This is a genomic window from Streptomyces sp. NBC_01116 (assembly GCF_041435495.1).
Classification (GTDB): Bacteria; Actinomycetota; Actinomycetes; order Streptomycetales; family Streptomycetaceae; genus Streptomyces.
In genome coordinates, this window is record NZ_CP108644.1 from 8444059 (window position 1) to 8465191 (window position 21133).

The window sequence follows — 21133 nt, forward strand, 5'->3', positions numbered from 1 at the left end:
TCGGCAACACCGCGCCGCCTTGACTGGCGGTATGACTCGACCACCTCCGTCAGCGCGAACCACACCCCGCCGGACGCGCGGGCCCCTCGTCGTCGGTGCGGTGTCCGTCGTGGCAGCGATCGCGACGGCCCTCGGCCACGCCCTGCTGAACCCCTCACCTGTCCCGTCGCCCTCGGCCTCGGTCTCCGCCTCGCCGCGCTTCCCGTCCGCCGATCCCTCCTCGGCGCCGGCACCTCTAAAGCCTCCGCTCCACCGTGAGCTCGGTGGAGCGCTGGGAGAGGCCGACGGGGCCGTCCCCGACGGCGTGACGGTGCTCGACGACGGGATCCCGGCCGTCGCCAACCTCGACCCGGATCTGCTCCCGGCCCTCCGCCGGGCGGCACGGGAGGCGGCGCGGGACGGCGTCGAGTTCGTCGTCAACAGCGGCTGGCGATCACCGGAATATCAGGATCAGCTGCTCCGCAAGGCGATCGCGCGGTACGGGTCCGAGGCCGAGGCCGCCCGCTGGGTGGCCACCGCGAAGACGTCGCCGCACGTGTCGGGGGACGCGGTCGACATCGGACCGGCGGACGCGACGGAGTGGCTGTCCGAGCACGGCGCGGGATACGGGCTGTGCCAGACCTACCGGAACGAACCCTGGCACTACGAACTGCGCACGGAAGCGATCGACCGGGGTTGCCCGCGCATGTATGCCGACCCCACCCAGGACCCGAGGATGCGAAAGTGACCGGCAGCGAGCGAGGACGGACGATGACGCCGGTGGACACGGCCGGGACCGTACAGAGCGACGTGCCTACGGCCGGGACCGCACAGGGTGACGGGCCTACGGCCGGGACCGCGCAGAGCGACGTGGACGCGGCCTGTTCCCGGCAGGGCGACGCCGGTCTCCGGGACGCGGACCCCGGGGGCACCGGCCCCCGGCACACCGGCACGAGGAAGGGCGTCTGGACGCGCGGCCGGGTGCTCGCGGCGGCGTCGCTGCTGCTGGGCCTGCTCATGCTGCTGCACGCGAGCATCCCGAACCGGATCGGGAACCTCGGCAGTCTGGTGGAGACCTTCCTCCCGTGGTCCGGCCTGTTCATCCCGGTGCTGCTGGCCGGGGCGCTGCTGCGCCGCTCCGTCCTCGCGGCCGTCGCGCTCCTGCTGCCGGCCGTCGTGTGGCTGAACCTCTTCGGCGGACTGCTCACCGACAAGTCCCACCCGGGCGGCGACCTCACCGTGGTCAGCCACAACGTCGGCGCCGACAACCCCGACGTGGTGGGCACCGCACGCGCCCTGGTCGCCTCCGGCGCGGACGTGCTCGCGCTCGAAGAGCTGGACCCGGGGGCCCGGGGGACGTACGAGAGGGAGCTGGCGACCACGTATCCGCACCACACGGTGCTGGGCACGGTCGGCGTGTGGAGCAGACTGCCGCTGTCGGACACCCGGCCGGTCGACGTCGAGATGGACGCGGGGCCGCTGGGGGACGCGAAGCCCGCCGACGTCAAGCTGGAGTACAACCGGGGACTGCGTACCACGGTGGCCACGGACCACGGGCCCCTGGCGGTGTACGTGGCGCACCTCGGATCCGTACGGGTGAATCCCAGGGCGGGCCTCTCGTCGGGGCAACGGGACGCCGGCGCGCGGTCGCTCGGCCAGGCCCTCGCCGCCGAGCAGAACGAGCGGGTGGTGCTGCTCGGCGATCTGAACGGCACCCTGGACGACCGCGCGTACGCGGGCATCACCTCGCGGATGCGATCGGCGCAGGAGGCGTCCGGCGACGGGTTCGGCTTCAGCTGGCCCGCCACCTCCCCGGTGGTGCGGATCGACCAGATCCTGGTCCGCGGCGTGGAGCCGGAGAGTTCGTGGGTGCTGCCCGCGACCGGCAGCGACCATCTCCCGGTGGCGGCCCGCGTCAGCTGGTGACACCGCGGAGGGCTCCGGAGGCGCCGGGAATCCCCGACGGCCTCGGGGCGGGCGCCCGGACCCTCCGCGTCCCGCTGCGGTTCACCCGCCGCCGGGGCGCGATCAACGCACGCGCTAGGCTGCTTTCCGCCACGGGGGAAGTCCGGTCGAAATCCGGCGCTGACCCGCAACGGTAGACGGAGCCCCCGGGTTCCGTGAGCCCGATCACCCGCGGCGGAGAAGGCTCCTGACGATTCGCCGTGGACTGCGAATGGGCGCTGCGCGGGGCGGCCGCCGTCCGGGGCCGCTCCTCATCGCGCGACGCACGGCCCGAGGCGAAAGCGACCTGCCTGTGGCCACGTCCCTCGACCGCATACCCTCCAAGCCGTCGCGCCCCGCGCACCTCGGCACCGGACCGGCGCCACCCCGGCGCGTGCCCCTGCCGTTCCTCCTTGCCGGCCTGTGCGCGGCCCTGCCCCTCTCCCTCGTCTGCGGAGCGGCACTCGGGGCGTCGGGGCTCTCCTGGTCGGAGGTGACGCGCTATCTGTGGGCAGGGCTGGCCGGCGGAGCCATCGGCCCCGACGAGGTCCCGGGCTACACCATCGTCTGGGAACTGCGCCTGCCACGGGCCGTGCTGGCCGCCGTCGTCGGGGCCGGCCTGTCCGCCATCGGCGTCGCCGTCCAGGCCATGGTGCGCAACGCGCTGGCCGACCCGTTCGTGCTCGGCATCTCCTCGGGCGCGGCGGTCGGCGCCAACGCCGTGCTCATCTTCGGGACGTTGGGAGCGCTGGGCATCTGGGCCCTGTCCACGGCGGCGTTCCTCTCCGCACTCCTCGCCATGCTGCTCGTGTACGCGATCGCCCGCACCGAACGCGGACTGACCCCGCTCCGGCTCGTCCTGACGGGCACCGCGATGTACTACGGCTTCTCCGCCGTGACCACGTTCATGGTGTTCGCGGCCGAGCGCGGGGAAGCGGCCCGCTCGGCGATGATGTGGCTGCTCGGCAGCCTGAGCGGGGCCAACTGGGCCGCCGTGCCGATCGCCGCCGGAGCGGTGCTCGCCGGCCTCGCGCATCTCTGCTGGTCGGCACGGCGCCTGAACGCCCTCGCCATGGGGGACGAGACCGCCGCCGCCCTCGGGGTCGATCCCGGGAGGCTGCGCAAGGAGCTCTTCCTCGTCTCCGCGGCCGTGACCGGGGCGGTGGTCGCGGTGAGCGGGGCGATCGGCTTCGTCGGCCTGATGGTCCCGCACGCCGCACGGATGCTGGTCGGCGCGGACCACCGCCGGCTCCTGGCCGTCGCACCCCTGGCGGGAGCCGTCCTGCTGATCTGGGTGGACATCCTCTCGCGCGTGGTGCTGGCGCCGGCCGAGCTGCCGGTGGGCGTCCTCACCGCGGTCATCGGCGTTCCCTGCTTCCTCCTCCTCATGCGCCGGCGCGCCTACTCCTTCGGAGGCATCTGATGCGGATCGACATCGACGCGCTCACCGTCGAGATCGCCGGTGCACGGCTGGTCAACCAGGTCACCCTGGGCGCGGCCGACGGCCAGCTCGTCGGCCTGGTCGGTCCCAACGGCAGCGGGAAGTCGACCCTGTTGCGCTGCGTCTACCGGGCCCTGCGCCCTTCGGCGGGCGCCGTCAGGATCGGTGGTGAGGACCTTCACGCCCTGAGCACCCGGGAAGGCGCCCGGCGGCTGGCCGCCCTTCCGCAGGACGCGGTCGCCGAATTCGACTTCACCGTCGCCGAGATCGTCGCCATGGGGCGGCTGCCGCACCAGGGGCCCGTCGCCCGGGCGTCCGACGAGGACCGCCGCCTCTGCGACGAGGCGCTGGCGGGGGTCGGCGCGGGACACCTTGCCGAACGCGGCTTCCTCACCCTCTCCGGCGGCGAGCGGCAGCGCGTCCTGATCGCGCGCGCCCTCGCCCAGCAGCCCCGGGTCCTGGTGCTCGACGAACCCACCAACCACCTGGACATCGCGCACCAGTTGGAGGTCCTCGCCCTGGTCCGCGGCAGCGGCCTGACCGTCCTCACCGCCCTGCACGACCTGAATCTGGCGGCCCTGCACTGCGACCTGGTCCACGTCATCGACCGCGGCCGGATCGTCGCCTCCGGTTCCCCGCACGCGGTCCTGACCACCGAGCTGCTGGCCGACGTCTTCGGTGTACGGGCGCACCGCGTCGCACATCCGGAGACCGGCGCGCTCCAACTGCTCTTCGACCTTGCCTCTGCCCGTCCCACCTCCTGAAGGAGCCTCGACCACCATGCCCAACCCCCTGCGTCCCGCAGCTCTCGTGCTCGCGGCCGCCCTGGCACTCACCGGCTGCGGAGCGGACGTCACCCCACGGGCCGACGGGAAGGACCGCACGTCCGAGGCCGACCGCCACTACCCGGTGACCGTCGAGAACTGCGGGGAGAGGAAGACGTACGACAAGGCCCCGCAGCGCGTCGTCACCAACGACACCGGCATCACCGAGATCATGTTCGCCCTCGGGCTGGAGGACCACATGGCCGGGTACGTGATGCCCGACGACAAGGGTGACCTGACGTCCGTCCCCTGGAAGGACGGCTACACGAAGACCAAGTGGCTCTCCAAGGAGCGGATCAACAAGGAGCTGGTCCTCGACGCGCGAGCCGACCTGGTCTTCGCCGGCTGGAACTACGGATTCAACGAGGGGGAGGGCTTCACCCCCGCCGAACTGGAGCGCGTGGGCATCGACTCGTATCTGCTCAGCGAGTCGTGCCGCAACGGGCAGGGCAAGGCCCGCGGAGTCATGCCCCCGCTCGAAGCGCTCTACACCGACCTGCGGAACCTCGGAAAGATCTTCGACGTCGAGGACCGGGCGGACACCCTCATCACGTCGTTCCGCGAGGAGGTCGCCGACGCACGGGCGAAGGCGGCCGAGGGCGGTGACCGCCTCCGTGTCTTCCTGTACGACGACGGGAAGGACAAGCCGCTGACCTCGGGCGCGTACGCCGGACCGCACGACATCATCACCAAGGCCGGCGGCGACCACGTCATGAAGGACCTGGAGGACAGCTGGACGACGGTGGGCTGGGAGACCGTGGTCGACCGCGATCCCGAGGTCATCGTCATCAACGACTACGGCGACACCACGGCGGACGAGAAGCGGAAGTTCCTGAAGTCCTACAAGCCGCTCGCCGGCGTTTCCGCGATCGTGAACGACCGGATCGTCGTACTCGACTACGTGGACCTGGTCGAGAGCCCGCGCAATCCGGCGGCCATCAGCTCGCTGGCGGAGGACCTGAGGAAGTTCGCCCGGTAGGTGGGCCCGCCGGGTGCGGCGGGGCGGGGCCCGGCCCGGAGACCCTCCCGGGCCGGGCCCCGCCCGGTCGGTTCAGCCGTTGAACGTGTCCGGGTCGGGCCCGGTGCGCTCGTCCCGGTTCAGGGCGGCGATCTCGCCGACGTCCCCTTCGGTGAGCTCGAAGTCGAAGAGTGCGAAGTTGTCCTGGATGCGCTTCAGCGTCACGGACTTGGGGAACACGATGTCCCCACGCTGCAGGTGCCAGCGCAGCACCACCTGTGCGGGGGTCCTGCCCAGCCGCTCGGCGATGCGCGTGACCGTCGGGTCCGCGAGCACCTTGCCCTGGGCGATGGGCGACCACGCCTCCGTGGCGATGCCGTGCTCCGCCCCGAAGGCGCGCAGGGCATCCTGCGTGAGGTACGGGTGCACCTCGATCTGGTTGACGGCGGGCACCACCGTGCTGTTGTCCAGCAGCCGCCGCAGGTGGTTCTCCTGGAAGTTGGAGACCCCGATGGCCTTGACGCGTCCGGACCGGTAGATCTCCTCCAGGGCCTTCCACGTCTCCACGAAGTCCCCCGAACCTCCTGGCAGGGGCCAGTGGATGAGGAAGAGGTCGAGGTAGTCGAGGTCCAGTTCCTCCATGGAGCGGTCGAACGCCCGGAGCGCCTCGTCGGGTGCGTGCGCCCCGTTGTTCAGCTTGCTCGTCACGAAGACGTCGGCGCGGTCGAGTCCCGATTCGCGGACCGCCTGGCCGACCTCCTTCTCGTTGCCGTACATCTGCGCCGTGTCGATGTGCCGGTAGCCGGTCTCCAGGGCGGCGAGCGTGGTCTCACAGGTCTCGTCCGGCGGGATCTGGAAGGTCCCGAAGCCGAGCTGGGGGATCGTCACACCATTGTTGAGCGTGATGGAGGGTACTGAGGGCACGGTTGCTCCTTGCTGTGTCGACGCCTCGGAAGGCGGTGTGAGGGAGGTACGGGGACGGGGCCGCCGCTCAGCCGGCGATGCCGCGGAGTTCGGCGTCGGGCGGCAGCACCCGGACGAGCTTGCGGTTGACGAACTCCCGCATACCGAGCTGCGACAGTTCCCGGCCGTAGCCCGACCGCTTGATCCCGCCGAACGGCAGATCGGGCTGGGTCGAGGTCGGGTGGTTGACCCAGACCATGCCGGTCTCCACCCGCTCGGCCACCCGGCGGCCCCGCTCCACGTCCGCGCAGAAGACGGATCCGCCCAGGCCGTACTGGCTGTCGTTGGCGAGCGCTACGGCTTCGTCCTCGTCCTGGACCCGGTAGATCACCGCGGCCGGGCCGAACAGTTCTTCCGCGTACGCGCGCATGCCCGGCTTGACGCCGGTGAGGATCGTCGGCCGGACGAAGGCTCCGGGACGGTCGATCCGGTCGCCGCCGGTCAGCAGTTCGGCTCCCTGCTCCACCGTCTCGCGGATCTGCTCGACCAGGTCGGAGGCGGCCCGCTCGGACGAGAGCGGCCCCAGCGTGGTCGCCTCGTCGGCCGGGTCGCCGGGCTCCAGGGCCTCGAAGGCGCGTCGCATGCGCTCCACGAAGTCGTCGTAGACGTCCGCCAGCACGATGAACCGCTTCGATGCCACGCAGCTCTGCCCGGTGTTGGCCATCCGGCCGGCCACCGCGGCGCCGACCGTACGCTCCAGCCCCTCACCGTCGAGGACGATGAAGACATCACTGCCGCCCAGCTCCAGCAGGCTGGGCTTCATGTTCCGCCCGGCCCGCTCCGCGACCTGCGCCCCCGCGCGTTCGCTACCGGTCAGCGACGCGCCCTTCACCGCCGGACTGTCGATGATGCGCGAGATCTCCTCGTGGCTCACGAACAGGTTGGTGTAGACGCCCTCGGGTGCGCCCGCGTCACGGAAGAGCGCCTCCAGGGCCAGGGCGGACTGCGGGCAGATCCCGGCGTGCTTGACCAGGACGGTGTTGCCCAGGACCAGGTTGGGTCCCGCGAAGCGCACCACCTGATAGAGCGGGAAGTTCCACGGCATGACGCCGAGCAGGACGCCGAGGGGCTCGCTGACGAGGTAGGCCTGTCCCTCCTCGACGTCGAGGGGTTCGCGGGCCGCGAAACCGGGCCCGTGCTCCGCGTAGTACGCCAGGATGGAGGCGGCGAGGTCCACTTCTCCCCGTGCCTCGGAGATGAGCTTTCCCATCTCCAGGGTGATGAGTTGCGCCAAGGTCTCCTTGCGCTCCCTCATCAGCCCGGCAACGCGGCCGACCAGCGCGGCGCGCTCCTCGACGGGCCGCTTCCGCCACGCGTCGAAGGCGCCGTCGGCGGTTTCCAGCACCGCGTCGACTTCCCGACCCTCGATGACCGGGAACTCCGCGAGCGTCTTCCCGGTGTACGGATTGACGGTGGCGAACGAACTCTTGCGCTGCTCTGACATGGAATCTCCAGAACGACGGTTGTGGTGCAGAGGGCGGAACGGTGCGCTCCGCCTCTCTGCGGGTACCCGACTGGGCGGGCAGAAAACTGCCTATAAGCACCTATATCGGTAATGGCGCACTCACGCAGAGTCGCGGAATCGCAGGCTTGGGCTCTTCTGCCCCGCTCCTGCCCCGCTCCGAGGCGTTACGGGAGGTCGACGGGCACGCCGAGCCGGTGGGCCACGGTGGTGAGGGCGTCACCCAGCGGGAGGCCGACACGGGTCAGGGCGTGCCGGTCGCCCCTGGTCGGATCCCGGTTGACGATCAGCACCGGCACTCCGGCCCGGTCGGCCTGGCGGACGAACCGGAGCCCGGACATCACCGTCAGCGAGGAGCCCAGGACCAGCAGGCTGCTCGCCTCGCGGACCAGTTCGCGGCAGCGCTCGACCCGCTGCGGGGGCACGGCCTCGCCGAAGAACACCACGTCCGGCTTGAGGACGCCGCCGCAGACCGTGCACGGCACCACGTGGAAGTCCCCGACCTGTTCGTCGGTGAGGTCGGCGTCGCCGTCCGGGTTCATCGAGGCGGCCACCGGCGCGAACCCCTCGTTGGCCTCCTCCAGCCGGCGCGCCAGCTCGGGGCGCGGGCTGAAGGCGCCGCAGGACAGGCAGACGACCCGGTCCAGACGTCCATGCAGGTCGACGACGTCCGCGCTGCCGGCGGCCTGGTGCAGGCCGTCGACGTTCTGGGTGATCACACCCGAGAGCAGACCCCGCCGCCGGAACGCGGACACGGCCCGGTGCCCGGCATTGGGACGGGCGCGGCCGAACGTACGCCAGCCGAGATGGCTGCGCGCCCAGTAGCGGCGACGGGCCCCGGCGTCGGCGGTGAAGTCCTGGTAGGTCATCGGCGTGTGACGGCTCAGGCTCCCGCCCTCGCCCCGGTAGTCGGGGATGCCCGACTCCGTGGAGATGCCCGCGCCGCTCAGGACCAGCACACCGCCACCGCGCAGCGCCTCGACGACCGGCGCCAGGTCCGTGGTGCACGGCGGCGGCTCCTCGGCGGAGGTCCAGCTCAGGGTGGGTCGCATGCGCATGTCCTCAGGGTACGGAACACGCCCCCGATGGCGACGTGGACGGGCGGCGGGGACGCCGGGGCGACCCGATGGGACGGCGGGCCCCGGGCCGAAGATCCCGGCAGGGTTCGTTTCCGGCCTCATTTCATGACAGGGGCATGATCAAGCTGCGACCGCGGCATAGGTTCTGCGGCCCCGGGAGGATCGGCGGCCGCCCCGTGCGCCCGTACGGTTCGCGGCCGCCGCCCTCCCACTCCCTCGGCTCCGCGCGGAGCCGAACCCCCCATGAGTGAAGGGACAGCACATGCTGGAATCCAGATGGCTCAAGGCAGTCGGTGTCGCCGCGGCGATCACCCTGGCCACGGCTACGGCGGCGCAGGCCGCCCCCGCGCCGGAACCGGTGGCGGAGGGCGCGTCGGCGGTGGTGACGCTCCGGTACGACGACAGCCGAGCGGGCGGCTGGGAGGCGCAGATCGCGGCCGGAGTCGCCTCGTGGAACTCCACCGTCGACAACGTCAGGCTGGTCGAGGCCGCGCCCGGCACGCGGGCCGAGATACAGATCGTGGCCACCAGCGGCTGGCCGCAGGCCACCCTCGGCCCGGTCCGGCCCGGCGGCCAGGTCAGGGTGGAGCTGGGCAGCCAGGCGGTCGCCCAGGGCCACGACAAGACCCGTATCGCCGCTCACGAGATCGGCCACAGCCTGGGGCTGCCGGACACCAAGCCCGGCCCCTGCTCCCAGCTGATGTCGGGATCCAGCGCCGGCATCAGCTGCAAGAACGCCGTACCGAACGCGGCCGAGCAGTCCCGCGTCGAGTCCGCCTACGCCGGCGGCCTCGCCCCGCGCGTGCCGGCTGACGGACGCGTCCTGGTGGACGCCCCGTAACCGGCTGTACGAGGGCGTACGGGGCGCCGGCCCCGACCTGATCCGGCGCCCGGTGACCTCCGTTCCCGGCCGGCCCGCTGCCGGAACCCGGGAACGGGGGGACCGGGTCCCCCGAGTGCGTGCCCGCCCGGACGGCGGCGTCCGACGGGGGACGCGGACGGCTCACCGCCTCGCCGCGCCCCCGTGCCGTCGGCCGTGCCCGGCGTTACGGGGTGCGCGGTGTGAACGGACCGTCGTGGGCGAAGGCCAGGCGGGCGAAGCGTTCGGCGATGAGGCGGTGGGTGGCGGGGTCCGGGTGCAGGTCGTCGGGCAGCGGAAGTTCGGCGTGATCGCTCTCGCCGTAGAGGTCGAGGCCGTCGAGGTAGTGCAGATGAGGGTCGGTGGCGGCGCGTTCGGCGACGATCCGGGCCAGCTGGTCGCGGATGACGGTCAGGGTCAGCTTCCCGGCGGCGCTCTCCGCGGGATCGCCCATCGCCACGAACCGGAGCCGCCCCTCGCTCATCGCGCTGTAGTCCGGTGCGCAGGGGCCCGGAGTGGTCTCGTGGATGGGGCAGCAGATCGGCGAGACCACCAGCAGCGGTGCGGTGGGGTGACCTTCGCGGATGGTGTCCAGGAAGCCGTGGACCGCCGGGCCGAAAGCGCGCAGCCGCATCAGGTCGGCGTTGACGAGGTTGATGCCGATCTTGACGCTGATCAGGTCGGCGGGGGTGTCGCGCATGGCGCGCGCGGTGAACGGGTCGAGCAGGGCGCTGCCGCTGAATCCCAGGTTGATCAGCTCGGCTTCGCCGAGGCGCGCGGCCAGGGCGGGCCAGGTGCCGGTCGGGACGGTGGCGTTGGATCCGTGGCTGATGGAACTGCCGTGGTGCAGCCAGACCGGCCGGCCGCTCGGCCGGGGACTCCGGAGCGGCGCGTCGGTGCGCAGGGCGACCAGGAGCGTGGTCTCGTCGTGGGGCAGCCAGATCTCGACGTCCTTCTCCTCGTCCGGCAGGCCGGTGAAGCGCAGCGTTTCCACGGGGCCGGGCCGGGTCCGCGAAGTCATCGAGGCCAGGTCGACGGTGAGCGTGTCACCGTCGCGGGCGCTGGCCCGCGCCGTGGGGCGGCCGTCCACGAGCAGCTCGTACACGCCGTCGGGGCGCGGCGGCGCCCCGGGATAGACCCGCTTCGTGGCCACCACGTCCAGCTCGACGGCGGTGGCCCGGGTGCGGAACGCCAGCCGGACCCCGGAGGGCTGTGACGCGGCCATGGCCAGCTGGTCGTCGGGAATCTGCCGCCGAGCCCGCGCGGGCAGCCGGTGCGGCAGCATTCCGCGCTCGGTCCGCTCCAGGTCGAGCGCGCCCCGCAGGATGTCGGTGCTGATGGCGGTCGTCGTCCAGTCGTGCCGGGAGGGCATGTTCTCGGCCTCTTCGTTCGTCGAGGGGCGGGATGAGGGGGCGGGAAGGAGCGGGAGGAGGGATCAGGAAGGGGCGGGCCAGCTGCGCAGCAGGGAGTCGAGCGCGCCGAGGATCTCCGTCCAGCTCTCCTGGGAGTCGGGCGAGCTGTGGTGGAAACCGCCGGCCGCCTCCAGCCCCACGTAGCCGCTGAAGACGCTGCCCAGAAGCCGCACCGCGTGCGTCTGCTGGAGCTCGGTCAGGTCGTAGCCGCGCAGGATCGCCCGCATCATCCGGGAGTGCCGGACGCCGGCGCTCGCGGCCACCGCGTCCGCGTCGAGCCGGAACCCGGCCGCGGCGAAGCGCCCCGGGTGCTGGAGGGCGTAGTCGCGGTAGGCGTCGGCGAAGGCGGTGAGCGCGTCCCGGCCCGCCCGTCCCGCGAGTGCCGCCGACGCCTGGTCGGCCAGCTCCTCCAGGGCCAGCAGGGCGATCTTCGTCTTGAGGTCGTGGGCGTTCTGCACGTGCGAGTACAGGCTCGCGGTCTTGATGCCCAGCTTCCGGGCGAGCTCCGACGGGGTCACCTGCTCGAAGCCGATCTCGTCCGCCAGCTCGGCCCCCGCCCGCACGACGCGCTCCGCGGTCAGTCCTCCTCGCGCCATGTGACCCTCCGAACGCTCAGCTGTGATTGCCTAAGCAAATATACGTTTGCCTAATGAGATTAGGCAAATTAGCGTGAGTTTCATGAAGCCTCTGACCGAGCAAGAGATCCGATCCGCCTTCGTCAACTGCACCAAGGGCGAGGCCAAGCGCCTGTCCGTTCCCCGCGACCTCGCCGACCGGCCCTGGGGCGACCTGGACTTCCTGGGCTGGCGCGACCCTCAGGCCCCCGACCGGGCCTACCTGGTGCTCGCCTCGGGCGAGAGCCCCGTCGCCATCCAGCTGCGCTCCTCCGACGCCGGATCCTGGCAGACCCGCCGCAGCATGTGCTCGCTGTGCATGACCGTCCACACCGGAGGCGTCTCCCTGCTGGTCGCCCCCAAGTCGGGGAAGGCGGGCCAGCAGGGCAACTCGGTCGGCGCCTACATGTGCAGCGACCTCGCCTGCTCGCTCTACGTACGCGGCAAGAAGGACGCGGGCGTCGGGTCACGGCTCCGCGAGTCCCTCACCCTGGAGCAGCAGATCGAGCGGACCGTGGCGAATCTCGTGGCGTTCATCGCCAAGGTGACGGTGTGATCCGGCGCGGCCCCTGACCATCGCCATGCGGTACGGGAAGCAGGGGTGTGCCTCCGTCGGTCGTCGGCGGTGTCGATCGACGGCAAGGTTCAGGACGCCGTGGTGATCGGTTCCGGCCGTGCAAGGGGCGGTGTACGCCCGGGTGCGGCTCCGCCGCACCCGCTGGACCTGAACGGATACGAAACCGTTCGACCGTGTGCGAAAGACACCGGCCAGATCTCGCGGTCCCGCGAAGTGGCCGGTCCGGGCGTCGACCCAATAGGTGCCTGGGGCATCCAATTGGGTGAGGTGCGGAGCGATCCGCTCCGCACCTATCACCGAGCACTGCGAGGCGACCGCTCCCATGACGGAATCCACGACGGAACCGGCCCGCCAGGACCCCGCTCTCACCAGTCCTTCCACCGAACCGACCTCCGCGACCTCGTTCCCGCAGGACCGCGAGTGCCCCTACCACCCGCCCAACGGGTACGGACCACTGCGCGCGGACCGGCCGCTGAGCCGGGTCACCCTCTTCGACGGGCGTCCGGTCTGGGCGGTCACCGGCCACGCCCTGGCCCGCCGGCTGCTGGCGGATCCGCGGCTGTCCACCGACCGCACCCACCCCGACTTCCCCGTTCCGGCCGAGCGGTTCGTGAACGTGCCGCGGCGGCGCGTGGCCCTTCTCGGCGTCGACGACCCCGAGCACAACTCCCAGCGCAGGATGCTCATTCCGAGCTTCTCCGTGAAGCGGATCGCCGCGCTGCGCCCCGGCATCCAGGAGACGGTGGACCGCTTGCTGGACGCGATGGAGCGGCAGGGGCCGCCCTCCGAGCTGGTCGCCGACTTCGCGCTGCCGGTGCCGTCGATGGTGATCTGCGCGCTCCTCGGTGTTCCGTACGCCGACCACGAGTTCTTCGAGGGCTGCTCGCGGCGGCTCCTGAGGGGCCCGGGTGCGGCCGACGTGGACAAGGCCCGGATCGAGCTGGAGGACTATCTGGGCGCCCTGATCGACCGCAAGCGGGCGGAGCCGGGGGAGGGGCTCCTGGACGAGCTGATCCACCGGGACCACCCGGGCGGACCCGTCGACCGGGACGACCTCGTCTCGTTCGCCGTGATCCTGCTCGTCGCGGGGCACGAGACGACGGCGAACATGATCTCGCTCGGTACGTTCACGCTGCTGAGGCACCCCGGGAAACTGGCCGCGCTGCGGTCCGGAGAGGCGACGACGGCCGCGGTGGTCGAGGAGCTGCTGCGGTTCCTGTCCATCGCCGACGGCCTGCAGCGGCTGGCGACCGAGGACATCGACGTGGACGGGACGACGATCCGCGAGGGCGAGGGCGTGCTCTTCTCGACCTCGCTCATCAACCGCGACACCGAGGTGTACGACCACCCGGAGACGCTCGACTGGGACCGGTCCACCCGCCACCATCTGGCCTTCGGCTTCGGTGTCCACCAGTGCCTGGGCCAGAACCTGGCCCGCACCGAGCTGGACATCGCCCTGCGCACGCTCTTCGAGCGGCTGCCGGCGCTCAGGCTCGCCGTGCCCGCGCACGAGATCCAGCACAAACCCGGGGACACGATCCAGGGTCTGCTGGAACTGCCCGTGGCCTGGTGAGCGGCATGGGCGTCCAGGTCGACAAGGAACGCTGCGTGGGGGCCGGCATGTGCGCGCTGACCGCGCCGGACGTGTTCACGCAGGACGACGACGGCTTCAGTGAGATGCTTCCCGGCCGCACGGTGGAGCCGGGGGACCACCCGCTGGTGCGGGAGGCCGTGCGGGCCTGCCCGGTCGGGGCGGTAACCCTGACCGACGACTGACGGGTCCGACGGGCACTGACCGGAGGGGCAAGAGGTACGGGCCTGACGTGAAGGTCTGGCCGGGCCCCGGCGGGACGCGACGCGGTCGCGCCCGCCGGGGCCCCGTCGCTACGGGAAACGCACCGGCCGGATCAGAGGCCGAACTCCTGCGGGGACACCCCGAGCGCCATGCACGCCTCTCGCAGAACCTGTGCCTCGGCCGGGGCGATGTACCCGTCCGCTCCGGCGATCACGAAACCGGTCTGGATGACCGCCTTGGCCTCCACCGGCTTCTTCGCGGCCTTCGCGATCTCCTGCATGGCCTCGGTCTTGCCCTGCTGGAAGTTGAACATCATCTGATCGACATGCTTGTTGAACCTCTGCCGCAACTGCTCGGGCGGGAAGTTCTGCAGGACGTCGTTCTGCAGGATCAGCGTCTCCACGTGGTGCCGCTCGGCGGGGTCGACGGACCCGTCGGCGGCCGCGACCAGAGCGCACATCGCCATACTGGCGTCCCGGTACGCCCCGCTCTTGAGCTCCGTCTTGAGGGAGCCGAGCTGCGACTTGAGCAGCCCCACCAACTTCTCCTTCGAGCCGCCCGCGGCTCCCGTACCCGGCTGCTGCTGCCCGGCGGGGCCCCTCGTGCCCTGCGACTGCTGCTGAAGCCCCTTGGCCTGGTCCTTGATGCGGTCCCACATAGCCATGCGTGCCACCTTGTCGATCGGATCGATGGTCCGCGCGATGTGCGCGCGGCCTCTTGCAACCATTCTTCGTGGACCGCGCGTCGCCGGCCCTCGCCCGGTGACCGGTGAGCCTCCCGAAGCAGGCGGCTCCGGGAGGCTCGTCGAACCGATCACACGCGGTCCTTCCGCCGATCACCTCGGCGGGAACGCAGCCTGCGACCGACCGCCACGACCAGCGCCACGACCACCACTACCAGAACGACCTTCGAGAGCACCCCGACGTAACTCTCCACGAGCTCCCACTGGTCACCCAGCAGATATCCGGCCATGACGAGGATGAAGTTCCATATGAAGCTGCCCAAGGCGGTGAGGAGTACGAAGGTCGGCAGAGGCATCCGCTCAACGCCGGCCGGGACACTGATCAGGCTGCGGAAGATCGGGATCATCCGGCCGAAGAAGATGGCCTTCATGCCGTGCTTGACGAACCATTCCTCGGTCTTCTTGAGGTCGGAGACCTTCACCAGGGGGAGTCGCTCCCACAGGGCGTACATGCGGTCCCGGCCGAAGAGAGCGCCGATCTGATACAGGGCGACAGCCCCCACCACCGACCCCAGCGTCGTCCAGAACAGGGCGGAGAACAGGCTGATCACTCCCTGCCCCGCGGCGAAACCCGTCAGCGGCAGAATGATTTCGCTCGGCAACGGCGGAAAGAGATTCTCCAAGGCGATCGCCAGTCCGGCCCCGGGGCCGCCCATGGTTTCGACAAGGCTGGTCGCCCAGCCCGCGATGCCGCTCGCCGGCTCCGAGGCGAGAGGGAAATGCTGCATGTGCGTCTGCTCCAGGACTGAGTAGGAAGGCCGAGGCCGGAGTGCTGACCAACTCGGCGTCATAACTTTTCGGGGCGGTGAATCCCCCAGGATTCGGGCGGATGCCGGGAGAGGAATCCGGGACCCATCACGAGGGAATCGCGGCGGAATGCCGCATGACGCGGGACGTGAGAGCACGAGTCCGCGAGCGGGAGATCAAGGCCTGGGTGGCCATCGGAGGCCCTGCCCGCCGACCGGGGCGAGCGTGGTGCGACTCACCGGGTCGAGCGCCGAGCCACCGCGGGGCGTCAGGCTGTGCGGGGCCCGGAGGGCTGCCGCAGGGTGGTCGGAGGCTCCGCTCAGCAGCGAAGGATCTGGACACGGGCAGGGCTTCGCGATCCGGAGTGCGAAGAATGCTGCCGGGCGACATCCGTCGCGCAGTCGTGGAGATCCGGTGATGAGGAGGGAATGCCTGCCTGTACGGGAGGCGAGGCCGTCGAGCTTCCCGCTTTGTGGCGGTGCTGGAGTGTGACGTCACCGTCGACGCCCTCCAGCGGAGTGCTGGGCCCCGACCCGTCGAATACGGACACGGACGGAGAATGAGCTGCCGTGCCGACGGTCTGCAGGGTCTGAGCGGAGGTGCCGAGAGCGAACGCGGAAATCATCAGGAGCACGGCGATACCGGCGCAGAAGGCCAGCATCTCCCTGCAGCGCATTCCTACGCTCCCTGTCCCGGTCGATTCGGCTCGTTGGGCGAAGTGCCGAAGCCGCTCGGCGAATTGCCGCCGCACGACTGCACTCTAACAGCCCGAACTGAAGCGAACCTGAAGCTCATTTCGCCGTACGGCTCACGCGCTGCGGCGACCGTACGCCCGCCGGCCCGGCCGGGCCGGCGGGTCGGCGGGTCGGCCCCAGAGGTCGGCGGGCGCACGCCGCCTCCGGCTTCCCGCCGAAGGGCCCTGGCGTGGTCAGGCCGTGCTGTGGACGCGGCCCAGGAAATCGAGGATGAGCGCGGCGACCGTGTCACCGGCGCTTTCCAGCAGGAAGTGCCCGCCGTCGAGGAGGTGGATCTCGGCGTCCGGGACGTCATCGGCGAAGGCGCGGGCGCCGTCGGGGCCGAAGATCGGGTCGTTCCGGCCCCATACCGCGAGAACCGGCGGCCGGTGGGCGCGAAGGTAGGCGTGCAGTGCCGGGTACAGCGGCGAGTTGCTGGCGTAGTCACGGAACAGCGACAACTGGACCTCGTCGTTGCCGGGGCGGGAGACGAGGGCGAAGTCGTGGTGCCAGGTGTCGGGGCTGATGGTGCTCTCGTCCGGAGTGCCGGTGACGTACTGCCACTTGATGCCGTCCAGGGTCAGCGCGCCGCGCGCGTGCGCCTCGTTCTCGGGTGTCTGCTCGCTCTGGTAGCTCCGGATCGGCTTCCAGAAGCTCTCGACGAACCCCGCGTCGTAGCCGTTGCCGTTCTGCGTGATGATCGCCGTGATGGCCCCGGGGTCGGCCAGCGCGAGCCGCCAGCCGATCGGCGCCCCGTAGTCCTGGACGTAGATCGCGTAGCGACTCACCCCCAGTTGATAGAGGAGTCGCGCGGTCAGGTCCGCCAGCGCGTCGAAGGTGTAGGTGAACGCATCGACCGAGGGCGCGGCGGAGAGACCGAAACCCAGGTGGTCGGGCGCGATCACGTGGAAGCGCTCGGCCAGTGCGGGAATCAGGTCGCGGAACATGAACGAACTGGTCGGGAAGCCGTGCAGCAGCACGACGGCGGGTGCGTCGGCGTCGCCGGCCTCCCGGTAGAAGACGCGCTGTCCCTGGACGTCCGCGTAGCGGTGGTGGACCGAAGTCATGGCTAACCCCTCTGGATCAATTTACTGGTTAGTGCCATCATGCCGCTCGAACCTAACCTGTCAAGTTGGATAATGGGGGTTAGGGGGGTAGGGGTATGTCGAAAAATCGCGGGATGGGAGGAACCCGTCCCTCCGCCAGGTGTGATGGCTAGGGTCTGAGGAATGGAGACCATGGGGAATCGACGGGCGAGACGTGTGACGGCGGCAGTGGTCGGAGCCGCTGCCGCGGTGCTGTTCGGAGTCGGCGGTGCGCTGGCCGTGGGTACGTCGGACGAAGGGCCGACAGGACCGGACCCGGTGCCCGCGGAGAGCGTGCCCGCAGAATCGAGCGGAGGTGGCGACGTCTCGGGCGGCTCCGACGGCGGCTCCGGAGGGTCGGACGGCGGGAGCGTGAGCGGCTCCGGAGGGTCGGAGGGCGGCTCCGGAGAGACCGGTGGTTGGACCGTGGGCGGTTCCGGAGGGTCGGACGGCAGTTCCGGAGAGACCGGTGGTTGGACCGTGGGCGGTTCCGGAGGGTCGGACGGCGGCGATTCCGGATCCACCGGGGGGCCCGAGCCCAGTGCCCACCCGAGCGGCCCGGATCCCACGGTCGGCCCCAGCCCTTCGCCGGCGGCTCCGGCCGATCTCGCGGAGGTCGCCCAGCGGATCGAGGACCTGGAGAAGAAGGTCGACGAGCTGCCCACGAAGAAGGATCTGGCCGATGCGCTGCGCGCGTTCGCGGACTCCTTGGAGCCGCAGGACTGAGGGCGGGCGGAAACGTGGCCCCGGTGCCGGCTCTCCGGTCCGGCCGGGGCCGCGTCCGATGCGGGAATCAGCTGCCGGGTAGGACCGGACGGCCTTGGCCGGGTGGCAGTCCCGCGTTCCCCGGCCGGGCCGGGGGTCGGGCGTCTAGACGCGTTCCAGTGCCCGGTGAGGGGGCGGCGGCGGTTCGACCGTGACGGTGTCGCCGGCGCGGACCGTCCCGCCGGCGCGGACCACGGCCATGACGCCCGACTTGAAGGTGAATTCGCCCGACACGGGGTCCAGGGCGAAGACCTCGCCCAGCAGCCCCTGGCGGAAGTCGTTGATCTTCGCGCACGGATTGCGCAGCCCGGTCACCTCCAGCACCGCTTCCTCGCCGAGGCGCAGCAGGGTTCCGGTGGGAAGGCCGAGCAGATCCACTCCCGCGGTGGTGACGTTCTCGCCGAGCTGGCCCGCCGACACGTCGAAGCCCTTGAGCGCGAGCTCCTCGAAGAGCTCCTCGTGCATCAGGTGGACCTGGCGCAGGTTGGGCAGGTCCGGTTCGTACGTCATGCGGAACTGGTGGCGAATCTTCGTGCCCGCGTGCACGTCCCCCTCCACGCCGAGTCCGGCGAGCAGGGTGATGAACGGGTGGGTGGGTTTGCTGAACCCGTACCGCTCGTTACGGCTCACCGCGGTGACCCGGCCGCCCATGGTGCCCTCCGTGTGTCGTCGTCCGTCACCGCCCGATCGTACGGGGCCTGTCCGGGGCCCGGGCGCCGGTCAGTAGGGCAGGCCCTGCGAGGCGGCTCGCAGAGCGGCCAGCACGCAGGCCGTGATCTCCTCGCCCGAAGCCTCGGGATCGTCCGCGTACCGCTGGGCGAACTCCTCGGCCGCCGCGCGCAGCGCGCCGTTGAGCGTCGCCGCGTGCACCTTCGTTCCCAACGCTTCGGCGCTGCCGCCCGATCGCCGGGCCAGCAGTTCCGCGAGGACCGGCAGGGCGTCGTCGTGGGCCTGGAGCCAGACCGCCCGGAGCGCGGGGTCGGTGGACGTCATCCGGATCAGGTCGAGGACGGCCGGCGCCGCCGGGGGCAGCGCGCCGCTTCGGCTGGACCGCGTCACGAAGTCCAGCAGTGTCATCCCGGGCGGCCACGCGGCCAGTTGGGCCACCGCCATCTCAAGCCCCGCCGAGAGCAGGGGGAGGACGCAGCTCTCCTTGGTGGGGAAGTGGCGCCACAGCGTGCGGGACGAGATGCCCACGGCCCGGGCGATCTGTTCGCCCGTGGTGCCGGTGACGCCCCGAGAGGTGAACAGGCGGACCGCCTCGCCGGCGATTTCGAGGCGGAGGGCGGCTCTGCGTCGCTGAGCGAGCGACGGCTTGGCGGCGGTCTCCCCGGCGATGAGTCCGCCTTCCGCGGACGGCAAGTCACGCACCCGCACCCCCGGCCTCGGTCCTGTCCCGGCAGCATAGCGACCCACGGAGGAAGTGGCGCATGCAGACGTCTTGTCACTGAGTGACACTCAGACCTACGCTGCCGAAGGTAACCAGCGAGTAACACGACTGATTCCCAGAGCACTTGGCGTGAACCACCGCATGCGGACGTGCGATCACCCCCGGTCCCACCCGTCCCGGCCACACCGGATCCCGGTCGACACTCCCACCGGCCGCGTCGGCCGCCCGCGCCACGTTCACGCCCGCGCGGTCCGTCTTCCCGGCCCACCCCGACGAACATCCGTACGAGCAACGAGGAGCACACCGTGAGCCGCACGAGCACCCGTTCCCGTTCAGCCGCCACCCCCGACCCGGAAACCGCCCTCCCCACAGGGGCACGCCGCCGTCCCTCGGCCCGCCTGCGCCTCCTGGCCTGCACCGTGGCCGCCGGAACCGCCTGCGCCGGCCTGTCGGCCGTCCCGGCGTCCGCGGCAAAGGCACCTCCGGTCGTCTCCCGGGGCGTCACCATCCCGGAGTTCTACACGCCCCCAGCCGCACTGCCCGCCGACAACGGCGCGTTGATCCGCAGCGAGGCCCTTCCCCTCGGGCTGAACATCCCCGGCCTCGACGGCCGCCCGATGCCGGGAACCGCGACCCGCCTCATGTACAGGTCCACCGACTCGGCCGGGATGCCCGTCGCCGTGACCGGGGCCTACATCGAGCCCTCCGCGACCTGGAGGGGCTCCGGACCGCGCCCCCTGGTCGCGCTCGCCTCCGGCACCATGGGCCAGGGCGACCAGTGCGCCCCGTCCTTCGCCCTTCAGCACCCGCTGACCCTCAACGGCGACACCGTGTCCGTGGGCTACGAAGCCCTGGCCGTCTACCGGATCCTGGCCACCGGGGCGGCCGTCGTCGTCACCGACTACGTGGGCCTCGGCGCGACCGACCGCCTGCACACCTACGTCAACCGCGTCGACCAGGGACACGCTCTCCTGGACGCGGCCCGCGCCGCGCGTTCCGTGCCCGGCGCCTCGGTCACCGCGGTCTCCCGCACGGGCCTGTACGGCTACAGCCAGGGGGGTGGCGCCAGCGCGGCGGCAGCCGAACTCCAGCCCTCCTACGCCCCCGACGTCCGCCTCGCCGGAACCTACGCCGGCGCGCCCCCGGCCGACCTGACGTCGGTCATGAAGGGCATCGACGGCAGTGCGCTCGCCGGTGCGCTGGCCTGGTCGATCAACGGCTTCGCCCAGGCCGACCCCGACCTCCGCGCGGTGGTCGAGGCGAACATCAGCACCACCGGGAAGGCCGCCCTGGCGGACGCCTCCACCATGTGCGTCGGAGACGCGCTCCTCGGCCACGGCTTCACCAGGAGCAGTACATGGACCACCAGCGGAAAGACCATCGGGGAGATCATCGCCGCCGAGCCCCGGGCCAAGGCCGCCCTGGACAGGCAGCGCATCGGAGCGCTCAAACCGTCCGGCCCCGTGCGTCTGGCCACCGGGGTCCACGACGACATCGTCCCCCACTCCCAGGCGCGTCAACTGGCCGTCGACTGGTGCCGCAAGGGCGGCGACGTCACCTATGACGCCGTCGTACTGCCGAACCTCGGCGACAAGATCCTCACCAACCATCTCGTGCCACTCCTCACCGACCAGGGCGATGCGATCGGCTGGCTGACCGACCGCCTCTCCGGCAAACCGTCCACCTCCAACTGCTGGTCCATGCCGGTCCAGCCCTGACCCCGGGCTTCGCGCGCACCCGCCCGGTCCGCATCGATCGGCCCC

The 21133-nt window shown here is 71.3% G+C and carries 21 protein-coding genes and 1 riboswitch; of the genes, 11 read left to right on the top strand and 10 right to left on the bottom strand.

Translation table 11 applies throughout. The features are described 5' to 3' along the window. Positions 1–31: 31 nt before the first annotated feature. The 5 genes from OG245_RS36595 to OG245_RS36615 all read left to right on the top strand — a co-directional run bounded on the left by OG245_RS36595 (position 32) and on the right by OG245_RS36615 (position 5167). A complete protein-coding gene (locus OG245_RS36595) occupies positions 32–727 on the top strand; it encodes a M15 family metallopeptidase (RefSeq protein ID WP_371627639.1) in 696 nt (231 codons plus the stop codon). Positions 728–750: 23 nt separating this feature from the next. Continuing rightward, the gene (locus OG245_RS36600) at positions 751–1905 is read left to right on the top strand and encodes an endonuclease/exonuclease/phosphatase family protein (protein WP_371628090.1); all 1155 of its coding nucleotides are present in this window, start codon (positions 751–753) and stop codon (positions 1903–1905) included. Between the two features lie 102 nt (positions 1906–2007). Further along, positions 2008–2136: riboswitch (cobalamin riboswitch) on the top strand. Positions 2137–2236: 100 nt separating this feature from the next. Then, the gene (locus OG245_RS36605; RefSeq protein WP_371627640.1) at positions 2237–3346 is read left to right on the top strand and encodes a FecCD family ABC transporter permease; all 1110 of its coding nucleotides are present in this window, start codon (positions 2237–2239) and stop codon (positions 3344–3346) included. Next, positions 3346–4128 (top strand): ABC transporter ATP-binding protein, encoded by a 783-nt coding sequence (locus OG245_RS36610; RefSeq protein WP_371627641.1) that lies wholly within the window; start codon positions 3346–3348, stop codon positions 4126–4128. Before OG245_RS36605 ends, OG245_RS36610 begins: the two co-directional genes overlap by 1 nt. 16 nt (positions 4129–4144) lie before the next feature. Next, positions 4145–5167 (top strand): ABC transporter substrate-binding protein, encoded by a 1023-nt coding sequence (locus OG245_RS36615; RefSeq protein WP_371627642.1) that lies wholly within the window; start codon positions 4145–4147, stop codon positions 5165–5167. A 72-nt stretch (positions 5168–5239) separates the two neighbouring features. On the opposite strand, the gene OG245_RS36620 is transcribed toward OG245_RS36615, so the two are convergent. From OG245_RS36620 to OG245_RS36630, 3 genes are all read right to left on the bottom strand, one after another. Further along, positions 5240–6070 (bottom strand): aldo/keto reductase, encoded by an 831-nt coding sequence (locus OG245_RS36620; RefSeq protein ID WP_371627643.1) that lies wholly within the window; start codon positions 6068–6070, stop codon positions 5240–5242. Between the two features lie 67 nt (positions 6071–6137). Then, positions 6138–7553: an NAD-dependent succinate-semialdehyde dehydrogenase gene (locus OG245_RS36625; protein WP_371627644.1), complete on the bottom strand. Its 1416-nt coding sequence runs from the start codon at positions 7551–7553 to the stop codon at positions 6138–6140. Between the two features lie 185 nt (positions 7554–7738). After that, entirely contained in the window at positions 7739–8623 is an 885-nt protein-coding gene (locus OG245_RS36630) for an NAD-dependent protein deacetylase (protein ID WP_371628091.1), read from the bottom strand. Between the two features lie 289 nt (positions 8624–8912). On the opposite strand from OG245_RS36630, the gene OG245_RS36635 reads away from it, so the two are divergent. Then, entirely contained in the window at positions 8913–9491 is a 579-nt protein-coding gene (locus tag OG245_RS36635; protein ID WP_371627645.1) for a snapalysin family zinc-dependent metalloprotease, read from the top strand. A 205-nt stretch (positions 9492–9696) separates the two neighbouring features. Here OG245_RS36635 and OG245_RS36640 read toward each other — a convergent pair whose 3' ends face one another. Both OG245_RS36640 and OG245_RS36645 read right to left on the bottom strand, forming a co-directional pair. Beyond that, positions 9697–10881, bottom strand: coding sequence for a GDSL-type esterase/lipase family protein (locus tag OG245_RS36640; protein ID WP_371627646.1), 1185 nt, complete (start codon positions 10879–10881; stop codon positions 9697–9699). A gap of 63 nt (positions 10882–10944) precedes the next feature. Next, the gene (locus OG245_RS36645) at positions 10945–11517 is read right to left on the bottom strand and encodes a TetR/AcrR family transcriptional regulator (RefSeq protein WP_371627647.1); all 573 of its coding nucleotides are present in this window, start codon (positions 11515–11517) and stop codon (positions 10945–10947) included. 82 nt (positions 11518–11599) lie between these two features. On the opposite strand from OG245_RS36645, the gene OG245_RS36650 reads away from it, so the two are divergent. From OG245_RS36650 to OG245_RS36660, 3 genes are all read left to right on the top strand, one after another. Continuing rightward, positions 11600–12091, top strand: coding sequence for an FBP domain-containing protein (locus tag OG245_RS36650; protein WP_371627648.1), 492 nt, complete (start codon positions 11600–11602; stop codon positions 12089–12091). Between the two features lie 343 nt (positions 12092–12434). Then, positions 12435–13685, top strand: a complete 1251-nt coding sequence (locus OG245_RS36655) for a cytochrome P450 (protein WP_371627649.1) — start codon at positions 12435–12437, stop codon at positions 13683–13685. 5 nt (positions 13686–13690) lie between these two features. Continuing rightward, positions 13691–13888 (top strand): ferredoxin, encoded by a 198-nt coding sequence (locus OG245_RS36660; RefSeq protein ID WP_371627650.1) that lies wholly within the window; start codon positions 13691–13693, stop codon positions 13886–13888. A gap of 131 nt (positions 13889–14019) precedes the next feature. Here OG245_RS36660 and OG245_RS36665 read toward each other — a convergent pair whose 3' ends face one another. From OG245_RS36665 to OG245_RS36675, 3 genes are all read right to left on the bottom strand, one after another. Continuing rightward, on the bottom strand, positions 14020–14571 hold the full coding sequence (locus tag OG245_RS36665; protein ID WP_371627651.1) for a tellurite resistance TerB family protein: 552 nt from the start codon (positions 14569–14571) through the stop codon (positions 14020–14022). A gap of 149 nt (positions 14572–14720) precedes the next feature. Continuing rightward, complete coding sequence (locus OG245_RS36670) at positions 14721–15377, bottom strand: DedA family protein (RefSeq protein ID WP_371627652.1); 657 nt, start codon at positions 15375–15377, stop codon at positions 14721–14723. 947 nt (positions 15378–16324) lie between these two features. Continuing rightward, positions 16325–17197, bottom strand: a complete 873-nt coding sequence (locus OG245_RS36675) for an alpha/beta fold hydrolase (RefSeq protein WP_371627653.1) — start codon at positions 17195–17197, stop codon at positions 16325–16327. Between the two features lie 195 nt (positions 17198–17392). On the opposite strand from OG245_RS36675, the gene OG245_RS36680 reads away from it, so the two are divergent. Beyond that, entirely contained in the window at positions 17393–17941 is a 549-nt protein-coding gene (locus OG245_RS36680) for a hypothetical protein (RefSeq protein ID WP_371627654.1), read from the top strand. A 144-nt stretch (positions 17942–18085) separates the two neighbouring features. On the opposite strand, the gene OG245_RS36685 is transcribed toward OG245_RS36680, so the two are convergent. Continuing rightward, positions 18086–18631, bottom strand: coding sequence for an MOSC domain-containing protein (locus OG245_RS36685; protein WP_371627655.1), 546 nt, complete (start codon positions 18629–18631; stop codon positions 18086–18088). A gap of 69 nt (positions 18632–18700) precedes the next feature. Continuing rightward, positions 18701–19318, bottom strand: a complete 618-nt coding sequence (locus OG245_RS36690; protein WP_371628092.1) for a TetR/AcrR family transcriptional regulator — start codon at positions 19316–19318, stop codon at positions 18701–18703. A gap of 357 nt (positions 19319–19675) precedes the next feature. Between OG245_RS36690 and OG245_RS36695 the strand changes: the two genes are divergently transcribed. Continuing rightward, complete coding sequence (locus OG245_RS36695; protein WP_371627656.1) at positions 19676–21088, top strand: lipase family protein; 1413 nt, start codon at positions 19676–19678, stop codon at positions 21086–21088. Positions 21089–21133 lie beyond the last annotated feature (45 nt).